This window comes from Lentzea sp. NPDC036955, assembly GCF_055608005.1.
The window spans coordinates 584,654-603,508 of the sequence record NZ_JBVJRC010000004.1 but is presented as its reverse complement, the minus strand read 5'-3'; the positions used below and the strand labels follow the sequence as shown (position 1 = coordinate 603,508).

Genomic DNA, 18,855 nt, shown 5'->3' with positions numbered 1-18,855 from the left:
AAACACGCGAAGTAGCCGTTCGTCACACGGAGTCACCCGGACGGCGGTGGGAGCCGGGGAGCTACAGCGAGACGCCCACGAAGACCGGCTCGGGGTGCAGCTCGACGCCGAACGCCGACCGCACCCCGTCGCGCACCTCGCGCGCCAGGTCCAGCAGGTCCTCGGTGGAGGCGGTGCCGCGGTTGGTCAGCGCCAGCGTGTGCTTGCCCGACAACGCGACCCGGCCGCCGGGACCCTGGTGGCCCCTGCGGAAGCCGGCGCGTTCGATCAGCCACGCGGCGGACAGCTTCCGGAAGCCGTGGCCCGCCGGGTAAGTCGGCACGTCGACGTCGGTGCCGAGGCGTTCGGCGATGCGGATCAGCACGCCGGAGAACGTCGAGTCGTCGAGGATCGGGTTGGTGAAGAACGAGCCGGCGCTCCACGTGTCGTGGTCGGCGGGGTCGAGCACCATGCCCTTGCCGCGGCGCAGCTCCAGCACCGCCTTGCGGGCGGCGTCGGCCGGCACGCGGTCGCCCTGCGCCACGCCGAGGACCCGCGCCAGCTCCGCGTAGCGGATCGGCGCGGACATGCCGCCCGCGGTCAGCGAGAACCGGGTCCGCAGCACGACGGCGTTGTCCGTGTTCTTCAACACGCTGGTGCGGTAGGCGAGGCCGAGCTTGGCCGCGGGCACCTGGTGCACCTTGCCGCTGCGCCGGTCCAGCAGGTCGACCGACTGCAGCACCTGGGAGATCTCGACGCCGTACGCGCCGACGTTCTGCACGGGCGTGGCGCCGTTCGAGCCGGGGATGCCGGACAGGCACTCCAGTCCGCCGAGGCCCTGCGCGACCGCCTCGGCGACGACCGCGTCCCACTCCTCGCCGGCCTCGACGGTGAACTGGACGATGCCGCCGCCCAGCGGGTCGAGCCGGAAGCCCTTGGTGGCGACCTCCACGACGGTGCCGTCGAAGCCGGAGTCGGAGATCACGAGGTTGGACCCGCCGCCGAGCACGAGGACCTTCTCGTCGGCGGCGGCGTCGGCCGTCCGCACGGCGTCGACCAGCTCGGCTGCGGTCGTGGCGTGGACGAACCGCGCGGCCGGTCCACCGAGTCGGAGCGTGGTGCGCTCGGCCAGAGGCACGGACTGCGTGGTGGTCACGGACGTCAACGGTAGCCTCCGCGACATGGCACGCCGCATCGAGCACCACACCACCTCACCCCGTTCGGCGGAGGAGGTCTTCGGCGCGATGGTCGACGAGACCCACCTGCGCGACCGGCTGGCCGCCATCGGGGGCCCGAACGCCGAGCTGATCTCGTTCACCTCGGTGGAGGGGAAGACGTCGTACCAGCTCAAGCAGGGCGTGCCCGCCGAGCACCTGCCGTCGGTCGCCAAGGCCGCACTGGGCGGCGACCTGGTGATCCAGCGCACGGAGAACTGGGCCGCGGGCGCGGGCACGGTCGAGGTGACGATCAGCGGTGTGCCCGGCCGGCTCGAGGGCGCGTTCACGATCACCGACGACGGCGCCGGCTCGAAGCTCACCCTCACGGGGGAGGTCAAGGTCGGCATCCCGCTGATGGGCGGCAAGCTCGAGAAGATGATCGCCGAGCAGGTCGCCGTGCTGATCGACAAGGAGAGCGAGTTCACCTCGCGATGGCTCGAAAACCGCGGCTAGCGGCCGGCCGGGCCCGCGCGCTCGGCCTGCCCACGCGCGGCACGACCAACCCGAACCGCCTGCGCCGGGTCGACCGGTGGATGACCGGCACGCTCGCGGGGTTCCTGCGCGACGCCGCGGACCCGCTGGTGGTCGACCTCGGGTACGGCGCGACGCCGATCACGACCGTCGAGATGGCCGCACGCCTGCGTGCGGTGCGGCCGGACGTGCGCGTGCTCGGGCTGGAGATCGACCAGGAGCGGGTGGACGCGGGCAAGGCCGTCGCCGACCCGCCGCTGCTCGACTTCCGGCGCGGCGGGTTCGAGCTCGCGGGCGCGCGGCCGGTGCTGCTGCGCGCGTTCAACGTGCTGCGCCAGTACACCGAGGAGCAGTCGTTCGAGGCGTGGGACACGATGCTGTCGCGGATGGCGCCCGGCGGCCTGGTCGTCGAGGGCACCTGCGACGAGATCGGCCGGCGCTGCACGTGGGTGACGCTGTCGGCGGAAGGGCCGCGGACGTTCACGCTGGCGTGCAAGCCGTCCGGCATCGACGTGCCGTCCGACCTCGCCGAGCGGCTGCCCAAGGCGCTGATCCACAGGAACGTGCCGGGCGAACGGGTGCACGCGCTGCTGGCAGAGCTGGACGCGTGCTGGGCCACCGCGGCCCCGTTCGCTCCCTTCGGACCCCGTGCGCGCTGGGTGGAGTCGGCGCGGCTGCTGGTCGAGCGCGGCTGGCCGGTGGTGGACGACCGCAAGCGCTGGCGGCTGGGCGAGATCTCGCTCGAATGGGCCGCCGTCGCACCCTAGGGTGGGCCGGTGGACTTCGTCGCGCAGATCGAGAAGCAGGCTTCGTCGTTGCGGTCGGCCGCAGAGCAGGCCGGTCCGGGGGCCGCGGTCCCCACGTGTCCTGAGTGGACGGTGCTGGAGCTGGTGCGGCACATCGCCGAGGTGCACACGTGGGCGGGCACCTGCGTCGTCACCGAACCCGCTGCGGGTCGCCCGGAGTGGCCGAAGGCGCCCCGGGACTGGGACGAGGCGCTCGCCTGGTGGGACAACGGGCTCGCGACGCTCCTGCAGCGGCTCCGCGAGGTGCCCGCCGACCGTCCGGCCTGGACGTTCCACGGCCCTCAGGTCGCCGACTTCTGGGCGCGCAGGCAGGCGCACGAGACCTCGGTCCACCGCCTGGACGCGCAGCTCGCCACCGGCCACGACCTGCCGTCGCTGGTCTTCGGCACCGAGTTCGCGGCGGACGGCGTCGACGAGTTCCTCACGGTCATGATGCCGCGCCAGCTCGTGCTCGGCCGCACCGTCGAGGTGACCGGCCGGGTCCTCGTGCACGCCGCCGACGCGGGACGGGCCTGGGAGGTCTGGCTCGCGCCCGGCGAGGCGCCGGTCGTGACGGACGTGCTCGACTCGGCCGTCGACACCGACGCCACCCTCGCTGGCACCGCCGACGCGGTCTACCGCGCGCTGTGGGCCCGTCCGAGCCACGCGATCGTGTCCGGTGACGAGTCGCTGTTGGCGGCGCTGCCCAGGGCGTGAATACTCGTCCGTCGTGTCATCGCCTGAACGCCGCTATGTGATCACCTTCGGCTGCCCCGACCGCACCGGCATCATCGCGCGGATCTCCACGTTCCTCGCGGAGAACGGCGGCTGGATCGTCGAGGCCGCGTACCACACCGACCCGGAGACGGGCTGGTTCTTCACGCGTCAGGAGGTCCGCGCGGACTCCCTGCCCTTCGACGCCACCGAGCTGCGCACCCGCTTCGCCGACGTGGCGGCGTCGCTGGGCGCGCGGTCGACGTGGACGGTCACCGACACCGGCGAGCGCAAGCGCGTGGTCATCCTCGTGTCGAAGGAGGGCCACTGCCTGTACGACCTGCTGGCCCGCGTCGCGACCGGCGAGCTCGACGTGGAGGTGGCCGCCGTCATCGGCAACCACCCCGAGCTCGGCGACATCACGCGCGCGCACGGCATCCCGTTCCACCACGTCCCGTTCCCCGCGAACGACCCCGAGGGCAGGCAGGCCGCCTTCGCCCAGCTGCGCCAGCTGGTCGACAAGCACGACCCGCACGCCGTGGTGCTGGCGAGGTTCATGCAGATCCTGCCGCCGGAGCTGTGCGCGCACTGGTCCGGCCGCACGATCAACATCCACCACAGCTTCCTGCCGTCGTTCATCGGCGCCCGGCCGTACCACCAGGCACACCGGCGCGGTGTGAAGCTGGTCGGGGCGACCTGCCACTACGTGACGGCGGACCTCGACGCGGGGCCGATCATCGAGCAGGACGTGCTGCGGGTGCACCACGGCGACAGCGTCGCGGACATGGTCCGCAAGGGCCGTGACATCGAGAAGGTCGTGCTGGCCCGCGGGCTGCGGTGGCACCTGGAGGACCGGGTGCTGGTGCACGGCAACCAGACGGTCATCTTCTAGCCGGCAACACGGGGCATAGGCTTTTCCCGTGCGGACCGAAATCACCGACCTCGACCACCTGCGGGCAGCGCCCGACCTGCGCAAAGCCGTCATCGTCGGGCTGGACCTGACGCGTGAGGACGTGCGCGTGCCGATGGACGGCGCGCTGCTGCTCGGCTGCACGCTCAGCGAGACGATGCAGCGCCGGGCGGAGGCGGCGGGCGCGTTGATCTTCCCGGTGATCCCGGACGTGCCCTACGACGTGTACCGCTCGCACCTCTACACGCCCGGTGAGCTGTTCGCGGGCTTCGACCCGGCTGACCCGAGGACCTACGCCGACACCCCGGACGCGGTGATCTACCGGCACAGCAAGCAGCAGGGCCACCACCCTGACCCGCTGCACGCGCTGGCCGAGCGCCTGCACGACCACTCGATCACCGAGGCGCTCGACGAGGTGCTGACCGGCCGGCCGGTCGCCGTGATGGGCGGTCACGCGCTGGCCCGCGGCTCGGACGGCTACCGCAACGCCGTCGAGCTCGGCGCCGCACTGGGCCGCGCGGGCCTGACCGTGCTGACCGGTGGTGGTCCGGGCGCCATGGAGGCCGTGCCGCTGGGCGTGCGCTGCGGCTCGGCGGACGCCGACGTGCTCGCGCAGCTGGCGAAGGCGCCGTCGTTCGGCGGTGACGACGAGTCGATCGGCCGGTGGCTGGCGGCGTTCCCGGAGGTGCCGTCGTTCGAGGTGCCGCGCACGATCGGCATCCCGACCTGGTTCTACGGCCACGAGCCGCCCAACCCGGCCTGCGAGCTGCACGCCAAGTACTTCGCGAACTCGGTGCGCGAGGAGGGCCTGCTGACCGTCGCGACCGGCGGCATCGTCTACACGCCGGGCAAGGCGGGCACGGTCCAGGAGGTCTTCCAGGACTTCACGCAGAACTACTACGGCAGCGTCGGCCCGGCCGCGCCCATGATCTTCCTGGGCACGGCCTTCTGGACCGACGAGGTCCCGGCCGCACCGCTCGTGCAGAAGCTCGCGGCCGGCCGGGACGCCGAGCGGTGGATCCTCGTGACCGACGACGTCGACGAGGCCGTCGCGCTACTGCTCAAGTACGCGGGCGAGCTCGGGTAGCACCTCGGCGCCCGCCAGCGTCAGCAGCACGTCGCCGGGGATGAGGATCTTGGAACCGCGGATGCCGCTGCCCACCACCAGCTCGGGGGCGGCGGCGACCTCGGGCGACACCAGGACCGGCCAGTCCGCGGGCACCCCGATGGGCGTGATCCCGCCGTACTCCATGCCCGTCAACGCCACTGCCTCGTCCATCGGCGCGAACGACGCCTTGCGCGCGTCGAGCCGCCTGCGGATGACGCCGTTGACGTCCGCACGCATGGTCGCCAGCACCATGCAGGCTGCATAACGGACCTCACCGCCACGCTTGCCCGCGACGACCACGCAGTTCGCGCTGGCCTCCAGCGGTGAGCCGTAATGGGCGCAGAACTCGGCGGTGTCGGCGAGCGAGGGGTCGATCTCCGCGACGGCGACGCGGTCGGCGCCGTCCAGCTCCTTCAGCGCCTTCGCGACCGGTTCCGCGACCAGGTCGAGGCGCGACAGCACAGGTACGGGTTCCAACGAACCACCGATGGTCCACACACCTCTCATCCTCCCCCACTCCCCCTCCACTTTCCGGCACGCGGGGGCACCACGTTCCCCTCGGGGGCACGCGGGGACCCCACGTTCCCTCCAAGGGCACGCGGGGACCCCGCGTGCCCTCCTGGAGTACGAAAGCGCCCCGCGTGCACTTGAAAAGTCGCGTTGACATTGACGTTGCGTCAACCTTTAGCGTCATTGGAGAGCGCGAAGGAGAGAAGAGATGGCTTGGTCGATCGCCCAGGTGGCCCGGATGTCGAAGGTGACGTCCAGGACGCTGCGGCATTACGACTCGATCGGGCTGCTGCCGCCGGCCTGGATCGGCGACAACGGTTACCGCTACTACGAGAAGGAGCAGGTGCACCGCCTGCAGCAGATCCTGCTGCTGCGCGACCTGGGCCTGGGCCTCGACGTGGTGGCGGAGGTGCTGAACGGCACGGACCAGCTGACCGTCCTGCGCAACCACCACCGGTGGCTGCGTGACGAGCAGCGGCGGCTGGACCGGCTGGCGGGCACCGTCGCGCGCACGATCGCCGAACTGGAAGGAGGGGACGAGGTGAAGATGGAAGAGCTGTTCGACGGCTTCGACGCGAAGAAGCAGGAACGGCACGAGGCAGAGCTCGTCGAGCGCTACGGCGAGGGTGCGAAGGAGCACATCGCCGAGAGCAAGCGGAAGATGAAGGGCTGGAACCGGGCCGACGCGGACCGGTTCATGGCCGAGTGGCAGGACATCGCGACACAGCTCGGTGCCCTGTACGTCGCCGGCGCGGCGGTCGACACTCCGCAGACGCAGGAGCTGGTCGACCGCCACTACCGCTGGATCTGCCTGAGCTGGACGCCCAACCGGGAGTCCTACAAGGGCCTCGGCGACCTCTACGTCGACTCGGACGAGTTCCGGGCCAACTTCGACGTCGAGGGTGCCGGCAACATGGCCGAGTGGACGCGTGACGCCATGGCGCACTACGCCGAGACGCGTCTGAGCTGACGCAGGGCCGGGAGCTGCAGATCCCGGCTACTCGGCCAGCCCGAACGCCTTGAGCGCCTCGCGGTTGAAAGCGGGCAGGTCGTCCGGGTTGCGCGACGTCACGAGCGTCCACCCGTTCATGTCGCAGACGCGGACCTCCTGGTCGGCCCAGTCACCGCCCGCGTTGCGGATGTCGGTCTGCAGGCTCGGGAACGAGGTCAACATCTTGCCGCGGACGACGTCCGCCTCGACCAGCAGCCACGGCCCGTGGCAGATCGCCGCGACCGGCTTGCCCTGCGCGACCAGCTCCTTGACCAGCCGCACGGCGTCGCCGTCCATCCGCAGGAAGTCCGAGTTGGCCACCCCGCCGGGGATGACCGCGCCGGCGTAGTCGTCGGCCTTGGCGTCGGCGAGCTTGGTGTCGACCGGGAACGCGTCCGCCGGCGTGAGGTGGTTGAACCCGCGCACCTCGCCGAGCTCAGGCGCGAGCAGCCGCGGCGTGCCACCGGCCTTCTCGACGTGCGTCCACGGGTCGGTGAGCTCGACCTGCTCGATGCCCTCCGAGGCGACCAGGAATGCGATCTTCTTCTCAGCCATGTCGTTCGGTTACCCGCCGAAGAACTCGACCAACCTGTGGCGTACCCCGGCGCGGTGGGTGATCATCGGCGCGGGCGAGTCGACCAGCCACAGCTCGCCGTTCGGGAACGCACCGGCGGTCGCCTCGGCGACGTCCTCGGGGTGCAGCGGGTCGTTCGTGGCGGCGATGACCAGCACCGGGACCTCGACCTGGGCGAGCAGTCCGGCGTCGGCGACGGCGACCTGGCCGGGCAGCTGTTCGGCCGCGGCTTCGAGCCTGGTGAGCGCCTGCTGGCGGTCCTCGACGTAGGCGGGCGGGCCGGTGGTGAGGTCGGAGAGCTGCTGGAGCGTGACCGCAGGGCGCGGCTGGTCGAGCACCGCGGGCAGCAGCAACGCCACCCGCCGGAACCGTCGCGGCTGCCGCGACAGCAGCCTGACCAGGGCCGCGGCCCCCAGCGAGACGCCGACCGCGTGGTCGGCCTCGACCGTGGCGAGGTCGGCGGCGATGCGCCCGTAGTCCCAGTAGCCGGGCGGCGCGTCGGGAGCCGACCCGTGGGAGGGCAGCGTCACGACCACGCGGGTGCCGGGCAGCCCGGAGGCGGGGATGCGCGCCTCACCGGGCGTGGCCCCCAGCCCGTGCGCCACCAGGGTGACGGGCGAGCCGGAGCCGTAGGAGTTCGTGATCACCAGCGCGGGCCGCGCTGCACCTCGATGAGTCTGGGGCGCACGTCCACCATGTACACGAGCACCGCGACGAGACCGGCGAGCCAGAAGATCGACCCGAAGGTGCCCGGCGAGAACAGCAGCATCGCCGCGGCTCCACCACCGGTGATGCCCAACCACGCCGGCTTCGTCATGCGCTCGGCCGCGGTGTAGGCGTCGACGCGCTGGCTCAGCGCGTGGAAGAACGCGAACAGCCCGAGGATGGTGAACCCCAGGTCGGCGAGGAAGTACACGATGCCGTCGAGGTTCCAGATGCTGAAGATCGGCACGGGGAACACAGGACCAGCCTACGTGCCCGTGCGCGTCAGCGGGAACGGAGCGTCGGGCAGGGCCCGATCCGGCCCGCGGGACGCACTTGCGCCGGACGCACCGGAGGGGGAGCACGCCGTGGCGCGCTCCCCCTCCGGAGGAACCTCAACGAGTCTTCAACGACTCACTTGGCGGTGTCGTCCGTCGTCGTGGTCGGCTTCTTGACCGCGGCGGTGGTGCCGGTGCTGCGGGTCGTGGTCGCCGGCTTGCGCGGCGCGGTGCGGTTCGCGGCCTTGCGGGTGGTGCTGCGGACCTCGGACGCGGCCTCGCCACCGACCTCGACGATCTCCTCGGCCAGCTTCTCGGCGGTGTCCTCGACCTGGACGGCGACCTTCTCGCCGACCGAGCGGGTGCGGCGGGTCACCTTGCCGAGGACGTCGTCGGCGAGCACGCGGGCGTCGGCGGCGGCGGTCCCCGCGCGCTTCTGGGCGGCCCCGACGGCCTGCTCGACCTGCTCGACAGCCTGCTTGACCTGCGGCTGGGCCTTGATCTGCTCGAGGGTCTGCTCGCCCTGCTCCGCGAGGTAGCTGTAGAGGTTCACGGCGGAGGCGGTGTAGGCGTCGACCAGCTTCTTCAGCTCGGCGGGCTGCAGCTTCTCGCGCAGGTCCTTGAGCTCGGTGGGCAGGTCGGTGGCCTTCGCGGAGGCCTCCTCCGCGCGCTCCCTGGCCTTGCCCAGCGCCTCGACCACGGCCTTGGCGGCGAGGTCACCGGCGCCGAGGGCGGCGAGGAGGGCCTGGCGGGCGGCGTGCGCGCCCTGCTCGGCGGCGGTGCGGATGTCGTCCTGGGTGAGCTTCGGCATGGAGATCACTCCTCCTTGGTCTTGGCGGCGTTCTCCCGCCGGAAAGATTCGTAGACGTCGAGCAGCACCTGCTTCTGCCGCTCGGTCAGATCGGTCGCGGCGACGACGGCGTCCGCCAACGCACCGCCTTCGCGCTGCTGGAGGATCCCGGCCTCGACGTAGAGCACCTCGGCCGAGATGCGCAGCCCCTTGGCGATCTGCTGCAGGATCTCCGCACTGGGCTTGCGCAGTCCCCGCTCGATCTGGCTCAGGTACGGGTTGGAGACGCCGGCCTGCTTTGCCAACTCCCGCAACGAGATCTTCGCGGTGTTGCGCTGCTCGCGGATGAAGTCCCCGATGTTGCGGCCGAGGTCCGCGACGGCTTTGTCGATGGACTTGTCCATTGGTTCCCGCTCCCGTTCCTCGTGCACCGACCACGTTAGCGAGGGGTGCTAGCAGTTGCAAGCACTCTGCTAGCAATCGCTGCGTGTGCTCCGCCACAGGGCTACCGTGGAGGGGTCATGGACGACGCCGGAGCCCTGCGCGCCGAGCTGGCCGACCACCTGCTCGGCACCGGTGTGCTGCGCGATCCCCGGTGGCTCAAGGCTTTCCGCGAGGTGCCGCGCCACGAGTTCCTGCCTCGCTTCTACCGCCAGCGGCACGACGGCGACTGGGAACCGGTCACCGCGGAGCACCCCGGCTGGCTGGAGCTCGTCTACACCGACCGGGTCTGGGTTACCCAGTTCGACGGTGACGACACGGTGACCGGTGGCACACCGACGTGCTCGTCGAGCATGCCGGCCATCATGGCGATCATGCTGGAGGCGCTGGAGGTCCACACCGGACAGTCGGTGCTGGAGGTGGGCACCGGCACCGGGTACAACGCCGCTCTCCTGTGCCACGCCCTGGGCGCCGACCGCGTGACGACCGTCGACGTCGACCCGCAGCTTTCCGCACGGGCCCGCGAACGCCTGCACCGCAACGGTTTCACCCCCACCTGCGTCATCGGTGACGGCGCGCGGGGTCATCCGGCGGGAGCGCCGTACGACCGGGTGCTCGCGACGTGTTCCGTGACGACGATCCCACCCGCGTGGCTGGAGCAGACCCGGCCCGGCGGCCTCGTCATCACCACCCTGCACCGCCCCATCGGCGCCGGGCTCGTCCGGATCGTCTCCCGCGGCGACGGCACCGGCGAGGGCCGGGTCCTGGTGGAGGACGGCCGCTTCATGCCGTTGCGCGCGCACGCCCGCAAGCCCGCGCTCGCCGGCACGGGCGCGTTCGACCGCAGGACCACCACGCTGCCGATGGCCACGGTGGTCGACCCGGCCAGCCCGTTCGAGTTCTTCGCCGGCGTCGCGCTGCCCGACGTCGTCGCGGGACAGGACTGGCTGGGCCACCCGGACGGCTCCTGGGTGCACCACCACGGCTCGCACGTCGACCAGGGCGGTCCGCGACGGCTGTGGGACCTGGCGGAACAGGCGCTGGCGCTGTGGGAGGACCTGGGCAAACCCCGGCGGCAGCACTTCGGTGTCACCATCGGTCATGACGGCCAGTTCCTCACCTTCGACGGGCGGAGGTGGCGACTGTGATCAACAGCGAACGGCACGACACGGCTCACTGAACCGACCCCGGGCGGATGCGGTGCGTCATGATGCGCGCATGTCCAGATTCCGCCAGCAGGCGCTGCTGGCCGGCTGCGTGCTGACCGCACTGCTCACGGCTGCCGGTCTGTTCGTCACCGACCACGGCATCAACCCGCACGTGTGGCTGGGCGCGCTCGCCGTGGTGTTCCTCGGCTTCCTCGCGCTGCTCGACCCGTGGGTGCGGCGCAGGCACAACGCCGAGCTGAGCACCGAAGAGCACCTGGACGCCGCCTGCCGCGCCCTGGCCACCGCTCTGCAGGCGCAGTGGAACGAGGAGGTGCGTTCCCGCGGCCTCACCGACCCGGACGTCCTCGACCTGCACTGGACCGCACCCGAACTGGACCTGGGTGACGGACGGAACGCACCCCCCGGCCACAGCGACGCGGTGGTCGGCGCGTTCGAACGGCAGCCCCACCGCCGGATGGTCGTCCTCGGCGAGGCGGGCACCGGGAAGACGACGGTCGCGATGCTGCTGACGTGCGGCCTGCTCGACCGCTACGACGGCGGCATGGTGCCGGTGCTGCTGCCGTTGTCGACGTGGAACCCGGCGGTCGAGGACATCCGCACGTGGTTGACCCGCCGCCTCTACGAGGACCACCCGGCCCTGAGCAACACCGAGCTCTACGGCAGCTACGCCGGTGACCTGCTGATCGAGCAGCACCGCGTCCTGCCGGTGCTGGACGGCCTCGACGACGTCCCCGCACACCAGCGCGCCGACGCACTGGCGCGGATCGCGAAGGCGTTCCCCGCCACGCGCCCGCTCGTCCTCACGTGCCGCACCGCCGAGTACGCCCAGGCCGTGCACCTCGCGGGCCCGCTGCACGGCGCCGACGTCGTCGAACTGGCCCCGCTCGACCTCGACGAGGTCGCCTCCTACCTGCGGGCGAGCGCCGACAGCGTGGGAGCGGCCCGCTGGGAACCGGTGTTCATCCACCTGCGCGAGGAACCGGACGGCCGCCTCGCCGACGCCCTGTCCACACCGCTGACGATGTGGCTGGCCAGCATGGTCTACGCCGACTTCGAGGCGGAACCGACCGAGCTCCTCGACCGCGGCTGCTTCCCGGACGCCCGCGCCGTCTGCGACCACCTCTGCGACGAGCTGGTCTCCCGCGCCTTCGGCAACCGCGCCGCCGCCCACCACGCCAGGGCCAGCCAGGTCTGGCCCCGCGACAGGGCGCGCAGGTGGCTGGAGTTCCTCGCGCACGAGATGCGCGACCGCGGCATCCGTGAGCTGGCCTGGTGGGAGCTGCGCCGCTCGGTCGGCCGCACCTGGCTCGCCCTGCTCGGCGCACTGGCACTGGGCGCGATCGGCGGCTTCGGCGTCGCCTGGCTGATGGCCTACTCGATCACCCCAAAACTCGCCCCGCTCAGCGGCCTGGTCGCCGGCGTCCTGGTCGGCGGCGCCGCACTGACCGCCTCGCAGGAACGCAAACCCAAGCCACGCCTGGGAATCTCGCGCTCCCTGCTCCTGGTCCCCGGCGTCCTCGGCCTCGCGGCGGGCCTCGTCTTCGGCGCGCTGTACGGGTTGTCCGCCGGCCTGGTGGTCGGCTTGGGCCTCGCGGTGGCCGTGGCGCTGCGGTTCGCGTTGTCCAGCACGGCCGAGCTGTCCCAGGCCTCCAGTCCACAGTGGACCATGGCGCGCGACCGGATCGCCGTGTGGACCGGGTCGCTGGTGCTGGCCGTGGTGTTCGGTTCGGCGGCGGCACTGGTGTTCGGGCCGAACCAGACCGGCATGGTCGGGCTGGGGCTGGCTTCCGGGCTGATGCTGGGGTTCGCGCTGGCCGTGCTGCACCTGCGGTGGTGGTGGTTCACCGTGGCGCGGATCTGGTTGGCGTTGCGGGGGAAGCTGCCCTGGGAGCTGATGGTGTTCTTCGAGGACGCGCGCAAGCTCGGGGTGCTGTGCCGGGCCGGGGCCTGCTACCAGTTCCGGCACGGGCTGGTGCAGGACCGGCTGGCGGAGCACGGTGCGGCGGCCGGGGGCGGGGTGGGGAAGGTGCGGTTGCGGCGGAAGGACCGGGTGTAGGGCTGTCGAGCGCGGACGGCGCGAGGCGGTGCGCGAGCCGAACCGCGTGGGCAGCGCAGGCGGAGCGGCGCAAGCCACGCCACGCCACGCGGGCTGAACGGCGCGGGATGAGCGGAGGCACCGGAAGGCGCGGGCGTCTTGTGCGGTACGCGGGCGGGAGCCTGGGCCGTCAGAGGTGGCGCATCCAGAGGTTCGTCTCCTCGTAGACGCCGCGGTCCCCCTCGAACACCACGACGTCGTGGCCGCTGGGTACGACGTACCGGCCGGACTGGGGGAAGTGCAGGCCGGTCCACCTCTGCCACTCCGCGGCGGTGCCCGTCACGACCATGGAGCGTTCGGCTGGGCCGAGGACGGTGGCGCCGAGGCGTTGGTGGGTGCGGATCCACGGGTCCAGGTGCAGGCCGTCGGGGCGGGTCCAGGTCGCGAAGTCGGCCATCGGGGTGAGCGGGTAGCTCGCCTTCAGGGTGGGGCGGACCGGTACGACGACGCGGGACAGGCCGTTCGCGAGGGCGCGGGTGCGGAGGGCGGTCAGGACCGCGGCGGCCAAGCCCCGGCCGGCGTGGGTGGCTCGGACGGTGGCGGCGAGGACGCACAGGGTGTCCGGGGTGGTGCCGGATTCGTGGTCGCGCACGGATTGGACGATGGCGCCGTCGTAGCCGCCGTCGGGGAGGGTGGACGGGGTGCCGTCCCAGCACAGGGCGACGGCCACGGCATGGGCCAGGACCTCCGAGCCGTCGAGTGCGAGCACGTCGTACTGCGGGAAGTACTGCTGGACGGTCTTGCGGTACCGGTTGGAGATCGGGTCCTTCAGGACGAACAGGGGCCATTCGCCGACCAGCGCCGCTGTGGAGAGGTGCGGATGGTCGGAGGTGGTGGCGATCTGCACGGGCCTGATCGTAGGCACGTGCAGATCGGCACCTCACTCCGTGCGCAGGCCGAGGGCGCCGGTCGCCTTGCGCAGGGACGGCAGCGTCAGGGCGGTGACCAGCAGGACCAGGGCCATCGCGGCGGCGGTGACCAGGGCGATGCCCTGCCAGTCGAAGGCGACCTCGGCTCTCGACACCCTCACCGACAGCACGCCGAGGCCGATGCCGGTGGCCACCGACACCACCGTCGACAGCACCAGGGGCAGCCCGTTCTGCCACAGCAGGGAACGGGCCAGGGTGGCGCGCGGGACGCCGGACGCGGCCAGCACGGCCAGCGGGCGACGGCGTTCCCTGACCTGTTCGAGGCCCACCACCAGCATCGATGCACCGGCCAGCAGCAGGGTGACGGCCATGCCGCCGTACAGGCCCTGGCGCACCAGCCCGAACACCCGCTCCACCTCCGACATCCTGGACTGGCCGCCGGAGAACGACCGCACGCGCCACGAGTACGGGGCCACGGCGTTGCGGGCGTGTTCGGCGGCGTCCGGCGTCGCCAGGTCGAGCTGGGCGATGTACTCGACGCCGCGGGTGCCGAGGGTGAGGCCCTGAGCGGCAGCCGGGGTGAGGTAGTAGCCGCCGGTGGTGGCGCCGGAGACCTCCTCGACCACGGCCGGGGGCAGCCACCGCTGCTCGCGGTCCCTGCCGACGGCGAGCGGCACGCCCGGCGTGACGGTGAAACCGCCGGTGGCCTCCCGCGCCAGGTACGCCTTGCCGTCGGTGCACCCGGTCACCGGGAGCTGCGTCCGCAGCGCGGCGCAGGTGCCCACGACGATCGACACGGACGACCGCTCGCCGGTGCTGCCGGACGTCCAGCGCAGCTCGTGCACGGCGCGCACCCCGGCGCTGTGCGCCAGCGCGTCGCGCAGACCCGGTGTGGCGGTGGTGTCGGTGACCCGCATGGCCAGCACGTCCTGCGGGGACCGCGTCAGCTCCCTGTCCACCACCTCGTTCTCGACGGCGGCGAGGACCATCTGCAACGTCACGGTGCCCGCGAGCACCACCGCGACACCGCCCACGACCCGCGCGGCCGTGCCGCTGTCGAGCTGGAGCCTGCGCACGGCCAGCTGCAATGCCGGGGTGCCGCCGCGCAGGCGGAAGACGACCCGCTCGACCAGCCACGGCAGCAGCACCGGGATGCCGAACATCAGCAGCACCACGCCGAGCACGACGGGCAGCTCCTCCGGCTGCTCGTCGCCGGTGACCCGGCCGGCCTGGCTGACCAGCAGCGCCGCACCGGCGACCGTGGGCAGCAGCCGCCACCACAGCCTGCGCCGCACCGGACGCTGCTCGCGCACCACGCCCAGCGGCTCGATGATCGTCCGCCGCATCGAGAACAACGACGTGGCCACCGCCAGCACCGGCACCCCGACGAGCACCGCGACCGTCAGCGCCGGCGCCGGGGTCAGGTCCTCCGGGAACACCACCAGCTGCTCCAGGACGACGTCGTCCGAGAACGGCCGCAGCGCGTAGAACAGCCCGAACCCCGCGGCGAGCCCGACCACCGCGCTGGCCAGCGCCTCACCGGACGCGATCAGCCGCACCCGTCTCGCACCGGCGCCGACCAGCCGCAACGCCGCCAGCCTGCGGTCGCGCTGGGCCGCGGCCAGCCGCGCGGCCACGCTGACGAACACCAGCACCGGGAACAGCAGGACGATCACGCCCACCATGCTGAGCAGCCACAGGATCGGCGCGAGCCCCCCGCCGCCGTAGTGCGCGCCCCAGCGGTACGTCTCGTTGCTCCCGGTCGACACGATCGAGGCGTCCCCGGCCAGGAACACCAGGTCGAGCGGACCGGTGAGCCCCTCCCTGCCGATGGTCCCGACCACCCGCTGCGGCAACCGCGGCCGCAGCAGCGCGCCCTCCTCGCTCGCCAGCAGCTCGGCGAGCGCGGGCGACACGACGACCTCCCCGTCACCGGGCAGCCGGTCGACACCGGGCGGCACGGGGGCGTCCGGCGAGAGCACCTTCACGTACCGGCCGCGCACCAGCTCCGCCCGGTACTCCAGGTGCACGACGCTCACCAGCAACGGCGCCGGCCCGGTGCCCTCCGACACCGGTTCGCTCGCGTCCCCGCGCTTGTCGCGCACGTCGATGGCCCCCGGCAGCGAGGCCGCGAGGACCAGCACGGCCACGCCCAGGCCGATGCCGAGTCCCTGCAGGACGAGCCGCGCCCACGACTTCCGGCTGCCCCCGACCGCCAGCCGGACCCCGAGGGCGAGGTCGCCGATCACCCGCTTCACCCGGCCAGCTCCACGTCCCGGGACCGCCCGTCGCGCACCACGACCTCGCGGTCGGAGTAGGCGGCAACCCGCGGCTCGTGCGTGACCAGCACGACGGCCGCGCCCGTCTCCCGCGCCGCGGTGGTGAGCAGGTGCATCACCCGCTCGCCGTTGAGCGAGTCGAGCGCCCCGGTCGGCTCGTCGGCGAAGATCACCTTCGGGCCGGTGACCAGCGCGCGGGCCACGGCGACGCGCTGGCCCTGGCCACCGGAGGTCTCACCGGGCCGCTGGTCGGCCACGCCGTCGACCTCCAGCCTGGTCAGCCACTCGCGCGCGGCGCGCTCGGCCGGTTTGCGCCGCATCCCGCTCAGCCGCAACGGCAGCGCCACGTTCTCCAGGCAGGTCAGCTCCGGCACCAGCTGGCCGAACTGGAACACGAACCCGAACTCGGTGCGCCGCAGCTCGCTGCGCTCGTGGTCGGACATCCGGGTCAGGTCGCGGTCGCGGTAGGTGATCGTGCCGCTGTCCGGCGGCAGGATGCCTGCGACGCAGTGCAGCAGGGTCGACTTGCCGGACCCGGACGGCCCCATGACCGCCACGACCTCGCCCTCGCGGACCGTGAGCCCGGCGCCGGCCAGCGCGTGCGTCTTCCCGAACGACCTGTGCAGCTCCTCGGCCCTCAGCAGCGTCATCGCGCCACCTGCTCCGCGAGCTGGTCGACGCGGGCGGCCGTCAGCTCCAGCCAGCGCAGGTCCGCCTCCAGGTGGAACAGCGCGAAGTCGCAGATCAGCTGGTCGGCCAGGTCGCCGCCGGTCTTGCGCCGGGTCAGCTCGCGCATGGTCCGCAGGTGCGCGGAGCGCTGGACGTCCAGCACCTCCACCGCGCTGCGGCCGGACAGCAGCGCCAGCACGACCTTCGCGTAGAGGGTGTTCTGCAGGTACGGCTCCGGCTTCTCCGGCGTGCCCAGCCAGCGCTCCACGTCGGTGACCCCGGCGTCGGTGATGGCGTACCGCTTGCGCTCCGGACCGTCGCCCGCCTCCACTCCGGCCTCGGTCACCAGGCCGTTCTTCAGCAGCCGCGACAGCGTCGAGTAGACCTGCCCGTAGTGCAACGGCCGGTCCTGCCCGAAGCGCTCGTCGTAGGTGCGCTTGAGGTCGTACCCGTGCCTTGGACCACCCTCTAGCAGGCCCAACAGTGCGTGACCGATCGACATGCGGACGACTATACACCCCGTGTATACACCGGGTGCATTCCCCGGATGTCCTGACGGGCAACCGCCGTGGCGCCTACAGTGGTGGGGTGACTGGTCTGACTGTCGGCTGGGATCACGACGTCGAGCTGCTGCTCGACTTCCTGAACACTCGACACGTACTGGACAGTGAAGCCTCCTGGCGCGCGTGGGTGACCGAACGCGGCCTCGGGCGGAGCGGGGAGATCGCACAGGCGCGCGCCGCGCGGGCGGCACTGCGCTCGTCCATCGAGGGGTCGTCAGGGCCGCGCACGGCGGCCGGCGTGGTGCACGTCGAGCTGACCGGCGGCGTCCCGATGCTCGCGAGCAGCGACGCGGTGGGCGCGGTGCTCGCGGCGTCGGCCCGCCTCGCGGTGCTCGGGTCGTGGGAGCGGTTCAAGATCTGCCCCGCCGACGACTGCCTGCGCGCGTTCTTCGACAGATCCCGCAACCGCTCCCGCACCTGGTGCTCCATGCGGGTGTGCGGCAACCGCGAGAAGGCCAGGACGTTCCGAAAACGCTCGCGCGCCTCTCAGAACAGCACGTTGGCCACGGTGTAGATCACCAGGCCGGCCAGCGCGCCGACCACGGTGCCGTTGATCCGGATGAACTGCAGGTCCCTGCCGACCTGCAGCTCGATCTTGCGCGAGGTCTCCTCCGCGTCCCACCGCTCGACGGTGTCGGTGATGAGCGTGGTGATCTCGGCCCGGTAGTTGCTCACGACGTACCCGGCGGCCTGCTCCAGCCAGCCGTCGACCTTGGCGCGCAGCTCGAGGTCGTCGGTCAGGTTGGTGCCGAGCGTGATCAGTCCCTGCATCACCCTCCTGCGCAGCTCGCTGGACGGGTCCTCGGCGGCGTCGAGCAGCATCTTCTTCGCCGTGCCCCACGCGCTGCTGATCAGCTTCTGCACGTCGGGGTGGTTGATGACCTGCTGCTTGACCTGCTCGGCGCGCTGCAGGGTGGCCGGGTCGTTCTGCATGTCCGCGGAGAACTCGATCAGGAACTGGTCCACGGCGAGCCGCATCGGGTGGTTGACGTCGGTCTTCACCGCCCACGCGAAGTTGACCAGCTCGGTGTGGACCTTGTCGCCGAGCATCGAGTCGACGAACCTGGGCGACCACGCCGGCGCGCGGTCGGTGACGATGAGGCTGACCTTGTCGTAGTTGTCGCGCACCCACTCGTAGGCCCGGTCGCACATCAGGTCGACGAGCTTGTGGTGGGCGCCGTCGGTGAGCACCTGCTCCAGGAGCTTGCCCAGCGGCGGGCCCCACGGCTTGGCGGTGACGCGCTTGACGATCGCCTGCTCGACGACGGCCTGCACGTCCTCGTCCTTGAGCACGGTGATCGCGCCCTTGAGGACGTTCGCGAGCTCGTTGGTGACGCGTTCGGCGTTCTCCGGCTGCTTGAGCCACGCACCGGCGCGCTCGGCGATGCCCGCGCGGCGCAGCTTGTCCTGGACGATCTCCTTGCTCAGGAAGTTGACGCCGACGAAGTCGCCGAGCGTCTTGCCGAACATGTTCTTGCGGGTCGGGATGATCGCGGTGTGCGGGATCGGCAGGCCGAGCGGGCGCCGGAACAGGGCCGTGACGGCGAACCAGTCGGCGAGCGCGCCCACCATGCCGGCCTCCGCGGCGGCCCGGACGTACCCGACCCAGGCGCCCTCGAAGGCGTGGGTCCCGAAGAAGACGACCGTCGCACCCACGAGGAAGCTGGTGGCGACGACCTTCATCTTGCGCAGGTCTGTGCGCTTCTGCTGGTCAGCGGCGGTCAGTTGCTCCACGGCACCA

The 18,855-nt window shown here is 72.0% G+C and carries 21 protein-coding genes; 9 read left to right on the top strand and 12 right to left on the bottom strand.

The features are described 5' to 3' along the window. Nucleotides 1–61: 61 nt before the first annotated feature. Nucleotides 62–1,162, bottom strand: coding sequence for a UDP-N-acetylmuramate dehydrogenase (locus ACZ7CF_RS16400; protein ID WP_360396877.1), 1,101 nt, complete (start codon nt 1,160–1,162; stop codon nt 62–64). Between ACZ7CF_RS16400 and ACZ7CF_RS16395 the strand changes: the two genes are divergently transcribed. Genes ACZ7CF_RS16395 through ACZ7CF_RS16375 form a run of 5 tightly spaced genes read left to right on the top strand, consistent with a single transcriptional unit; the run spans nt 1,161 to nt 5,163 of the window. Then, a complete protein-coding gene (locus ACZ7CF_RS16395; protein ID WP_458430102.1) occupies nt 1,161–1,649 on the top strand; it encodes a DUF2505 domain-containing protein in 489 nt (162 codons plus the stop codon). The genes ACZ7CF_RS16400 and ACZ7CF_RS16395 overlap by 2 nt on opposite strands. Continuing rightward, a complete protein-coding gene (locus ACZ7CF_RS16390) occupies nt 1,628–2,434 on the top strand; it encodes a class I SAM-dependent methyltransferase (protein WP_360396875.1) in 807 nt (268 codons plus the stop codon). Before ACZ7CF_RS16395 ends, ACZ7CF_RS16390 begins: the two co-directional genes overlap by 22 nt. 9 nt (nt 2,435–2,443) lie before the next feature. Further along, nucleotides 2,444–3,169: a maleylpyruvate isomerase N-terminal domain-containing protein gene (locus ACZ7CF_RS16385; protein ID WP_470369910.1), complete on the top strand. Its 726-nt coding sequence runs from the start codon at nt 2,444–2,446 to the stop codon at nt 3,167–3,169. Between the two features lie 13 nt (nt 3,170–3,182). Continuing rightward, a complete protein-coding gene (gene purU / locus ACZ7CF_RS16380) occupies nt 3,183–4,058 on the top strand; it encodes a formyltetrahydrofolate deformylase (protein WP_470369909.1) in 876 nt (291 codons plus the stop codon). 28 nt (nt 4,059–4,086) lie between these two features. Further along, on the top strand, nt 4,087–5,163 hold the full coding sequence (locus ACZ7CF_RS16375; protein WP_470369908.1) for an LOG family protein: 1,077 nt from the start codon (nt 4,087–4,089) through the stop codon (nt 5,161–5,163). Here ACZ7CF_RS16375 and ACZ7CF_RS16370 read toward each other — a convergent pair. Continuing rightward, nucleotides 5,131–5,691 carry a YbaK/EbsC family protein gene (locus ACZ7CF_RS16370; protein WP_360396871.1) on the bottom strand — a complete coding sequence of 187 codons (561 nt, stop codon included), beginning with the start codon at nt 5,689–5,691 and terminating at the stop codon, nt 5,131–5,133. The two genes, ACZ7CF_RS16375 and ACZ7CF_RS16370, sit on opposite strands and share 33 nt — an antisense overlap. Nucleotides 5,692–5,902: 211 nt before the next feature. Between ACZ7CF_RS16370 and ACZ7CF_RS16365 the strand changes: the two genes are divergently transcribed. Continuing rightward, the gene (locus tag ACZ7CF_RS16365) at nt 5,903–6,664 is read left to right on the top strand and encodes a MerR family transcriptional regulator (RefSeq protein ID WP_360396870.1); all 762 of its coding nucleotides are present in this window, start codon (nt 5,903–5,905) and stop codon (nt 6,662–6,664) included. 27 nt (nt 6,665–6,691) lie between these two features. Here ACZ7CF_RS16365 and ACZ7CF_RS16360 read toward each other — a convergent pair whose 3' ends face one another. The 5 genes from ACZ7CF_RS16360 to ACZ7CF_RS16340 form a co-directional block, all read right to left on the bottom strand. Then, nucleotides 6,692–7,240: a type 1 glutamine amidotransferase domain-containing protein gene (locus tag ACZ7CF_RS16360; RefSeq protein WP_470369907.1), complete on the bottom strand. Its 549-nt coding sequence runs from the start codon at nt 7,238–7,240 to the stop codon at nt 6,692–6,694. A gap of 9 nt (nt 7,241–7,249) precedes the next feature. Continuing rightward, nucleotides 7,250–7,906 (bottom strand): alpha/beta fold hydrolase, encoded by a 657-nt coding sequence (locus ACZ7CF_RS16355; RefSeq protein WP_470369906.1) that lies wholly within the window; start codon nt 7,904–7,906, stop codon nt 7,250–7,252. After that, nucleotides 7,903–8,196, bottom strand: coding sequence for a DUF2516 family protein (locus tag ACZ7CF_RS16350; RefSeq protein ID WP_360396893.1), 294 nt, complete (start codon nt 8,194–8,196; stop codon nt 7,903–7,905). The genes ACZ7CF_RS16355 and ACZ7CF_RS16350 overlap by 4 nt, the downstream gene beginning before the upstream one ends. Before the next feature lie 179 nt (nt 8,197–8,375). Beyond that, nucleotides 8,376–9,050, bottom strand: coding sequence for a hypothetical protein (locus ACZ7CF_RS16345; RefSeq protein ID WP_360396867.1), 675 nt, complete (start codon nt 9,048–9,050; stop codon nt 8,376–8,378). Between the two features lie 5 nt (nt 9,051–9,055). Next, on the bottom strand, nt 9,056–9,433 hold the full coding sequence (locus ACZ7CF_RS16340; RefSeq protein WP_360396866.1) for a helix-turn-helix domain-containing protein: 378 nt from the start codon (nt 9,431–9,433) through the stop codon (nt 9,056–9,058). A gap of 117 nt (nt 9,434–9,550) precedes the next feature. Here ACZ7CF_RS16340 and tgmC point away from each other — a divergent pair, with 117 nt between their 5' ends. Beyond that, nucleotides 9,551–10,618: an ATP-grasp peptide maturase system methyltransferase gene (tgmC, locus tag ACZ7CF_RS16335; protein ID WP_470369905.1), complete on the top strand. Its 1,068-nt coding sequence runs from the start codon at nt 9,551–9,553 to the stop codon at nt 10,616–10,618. Between the two features lie 70 nt (nt 10,619–10,688). Further along, complete coding sequence (locus ACZ7CF_RS16330) at nt 10,689–12,695, top strand: NACHT domain-containing protein (RefSeq protein WP_470369904.1); 2,007 nt, start codon at nt 10,689–10,691, stop codon at nt 12,693–12,695. A 169-nt stretch (nt 12,696–12,864) separates the two neighbouring features. On the opposite strand, the gene ACZ7CF_RS16325 is transcribed toward ACZ7CF_RS16330, so the two are convergent. From ACZ7CF_RS16325 to ACZ7CF_RS16310, 4 genes are read right to left on the bottom strand one after another with little or no spacing between them, the layout of a single operon-like run. Beyond that, nucleotides 12,865–13,581, bottom strand: coding sequence for a Long-chain-fatty-acid--CoA ligase (locus ACZ7CF_RS16325; RefSeq protein WP_470369903.1), 717 nt, complete (start codon nt 13,579–13,581; stop codon nt 12,865–12,867). Between the two features lie 33 nt (nt 13,582–13,614). Then, nucleotides 13,615–15,861 (bottom strand): FtsX-like permease family protein, encoded by a 2,247-nt coding sequence (locus ACZ7CF_RS16320; RefSeq protein WP_470369902.1) that lies wholly within the window; start codon nt 15,859–15,861, stop codon nt 13,615–13,617. Continuing rightward, a complete protein-coding gene (locus ACZ7CF_RS16315) occupies nt 15,858–16,532 on the bottom strand; it encodes an ABC transporter ATP-binding protein (RefSeq protein ID WP_470369901.1) in 675 nt (224 codons plus the stop codon). Before ACZ7CF_RS16315 ends, ACZ7CF_RS16320 begins: the two co-directional genes overlap by 4 nt. Continuing rightward, the gene (locus ACZ7CF_RS16310) at nt 16,529–17,053 is read right to left on the bottom strand and encodes a PadR family transcriptional regulator (RefSeq protein ID WP_360396860.1); all 525 of its coding nucleotides are present in this window, start codon (nt 17,051–17,053) and stop codon (nt 16,529–16,531) included. The genes ACZ7CF_RS16315 and ACZ7CF_RS16310 overlap by 4 nt, the downstream gene beginning before the upstream one ends. 86 nt (nt 17,054–17,139) lie before the next feature. On the opposite strand from ACZ7CF_RS16310, the gene ACZ7CF_RS16305 reads away from it, so the two are divergent. Next, entirely contained in the window at nt 17,140–17,628 is a 489-nt protein-coding gene (locus ACZ7CF_RS16305) for a CGNR zinc finger domain-containing protein (RefSeq protein WP_360396859.1), read from the top strand. On the opposite strand, the gene ACZ7CF_RS16300 is transcribed toward ACZ7CF_RS16305, so the two are convergent. Then, nucleotides 17,601–18,848, bottom strand: a complete 1,248-nt coding sequence (locus ACZ7CF_RS16300; RefSeq protein WP_458430089.1) for a DUF445 domain-containing protein — start codon at nt 18,846–18,848, stop codon at nt 17,601–17,603. The genes ACZ7CF_RS16305 and ACZ7CF_RS16300 overlap by 28 nt on opposite strands. Between the last annotated feature and the right edge of the window lie 7 nt (nt 18,849–18,855).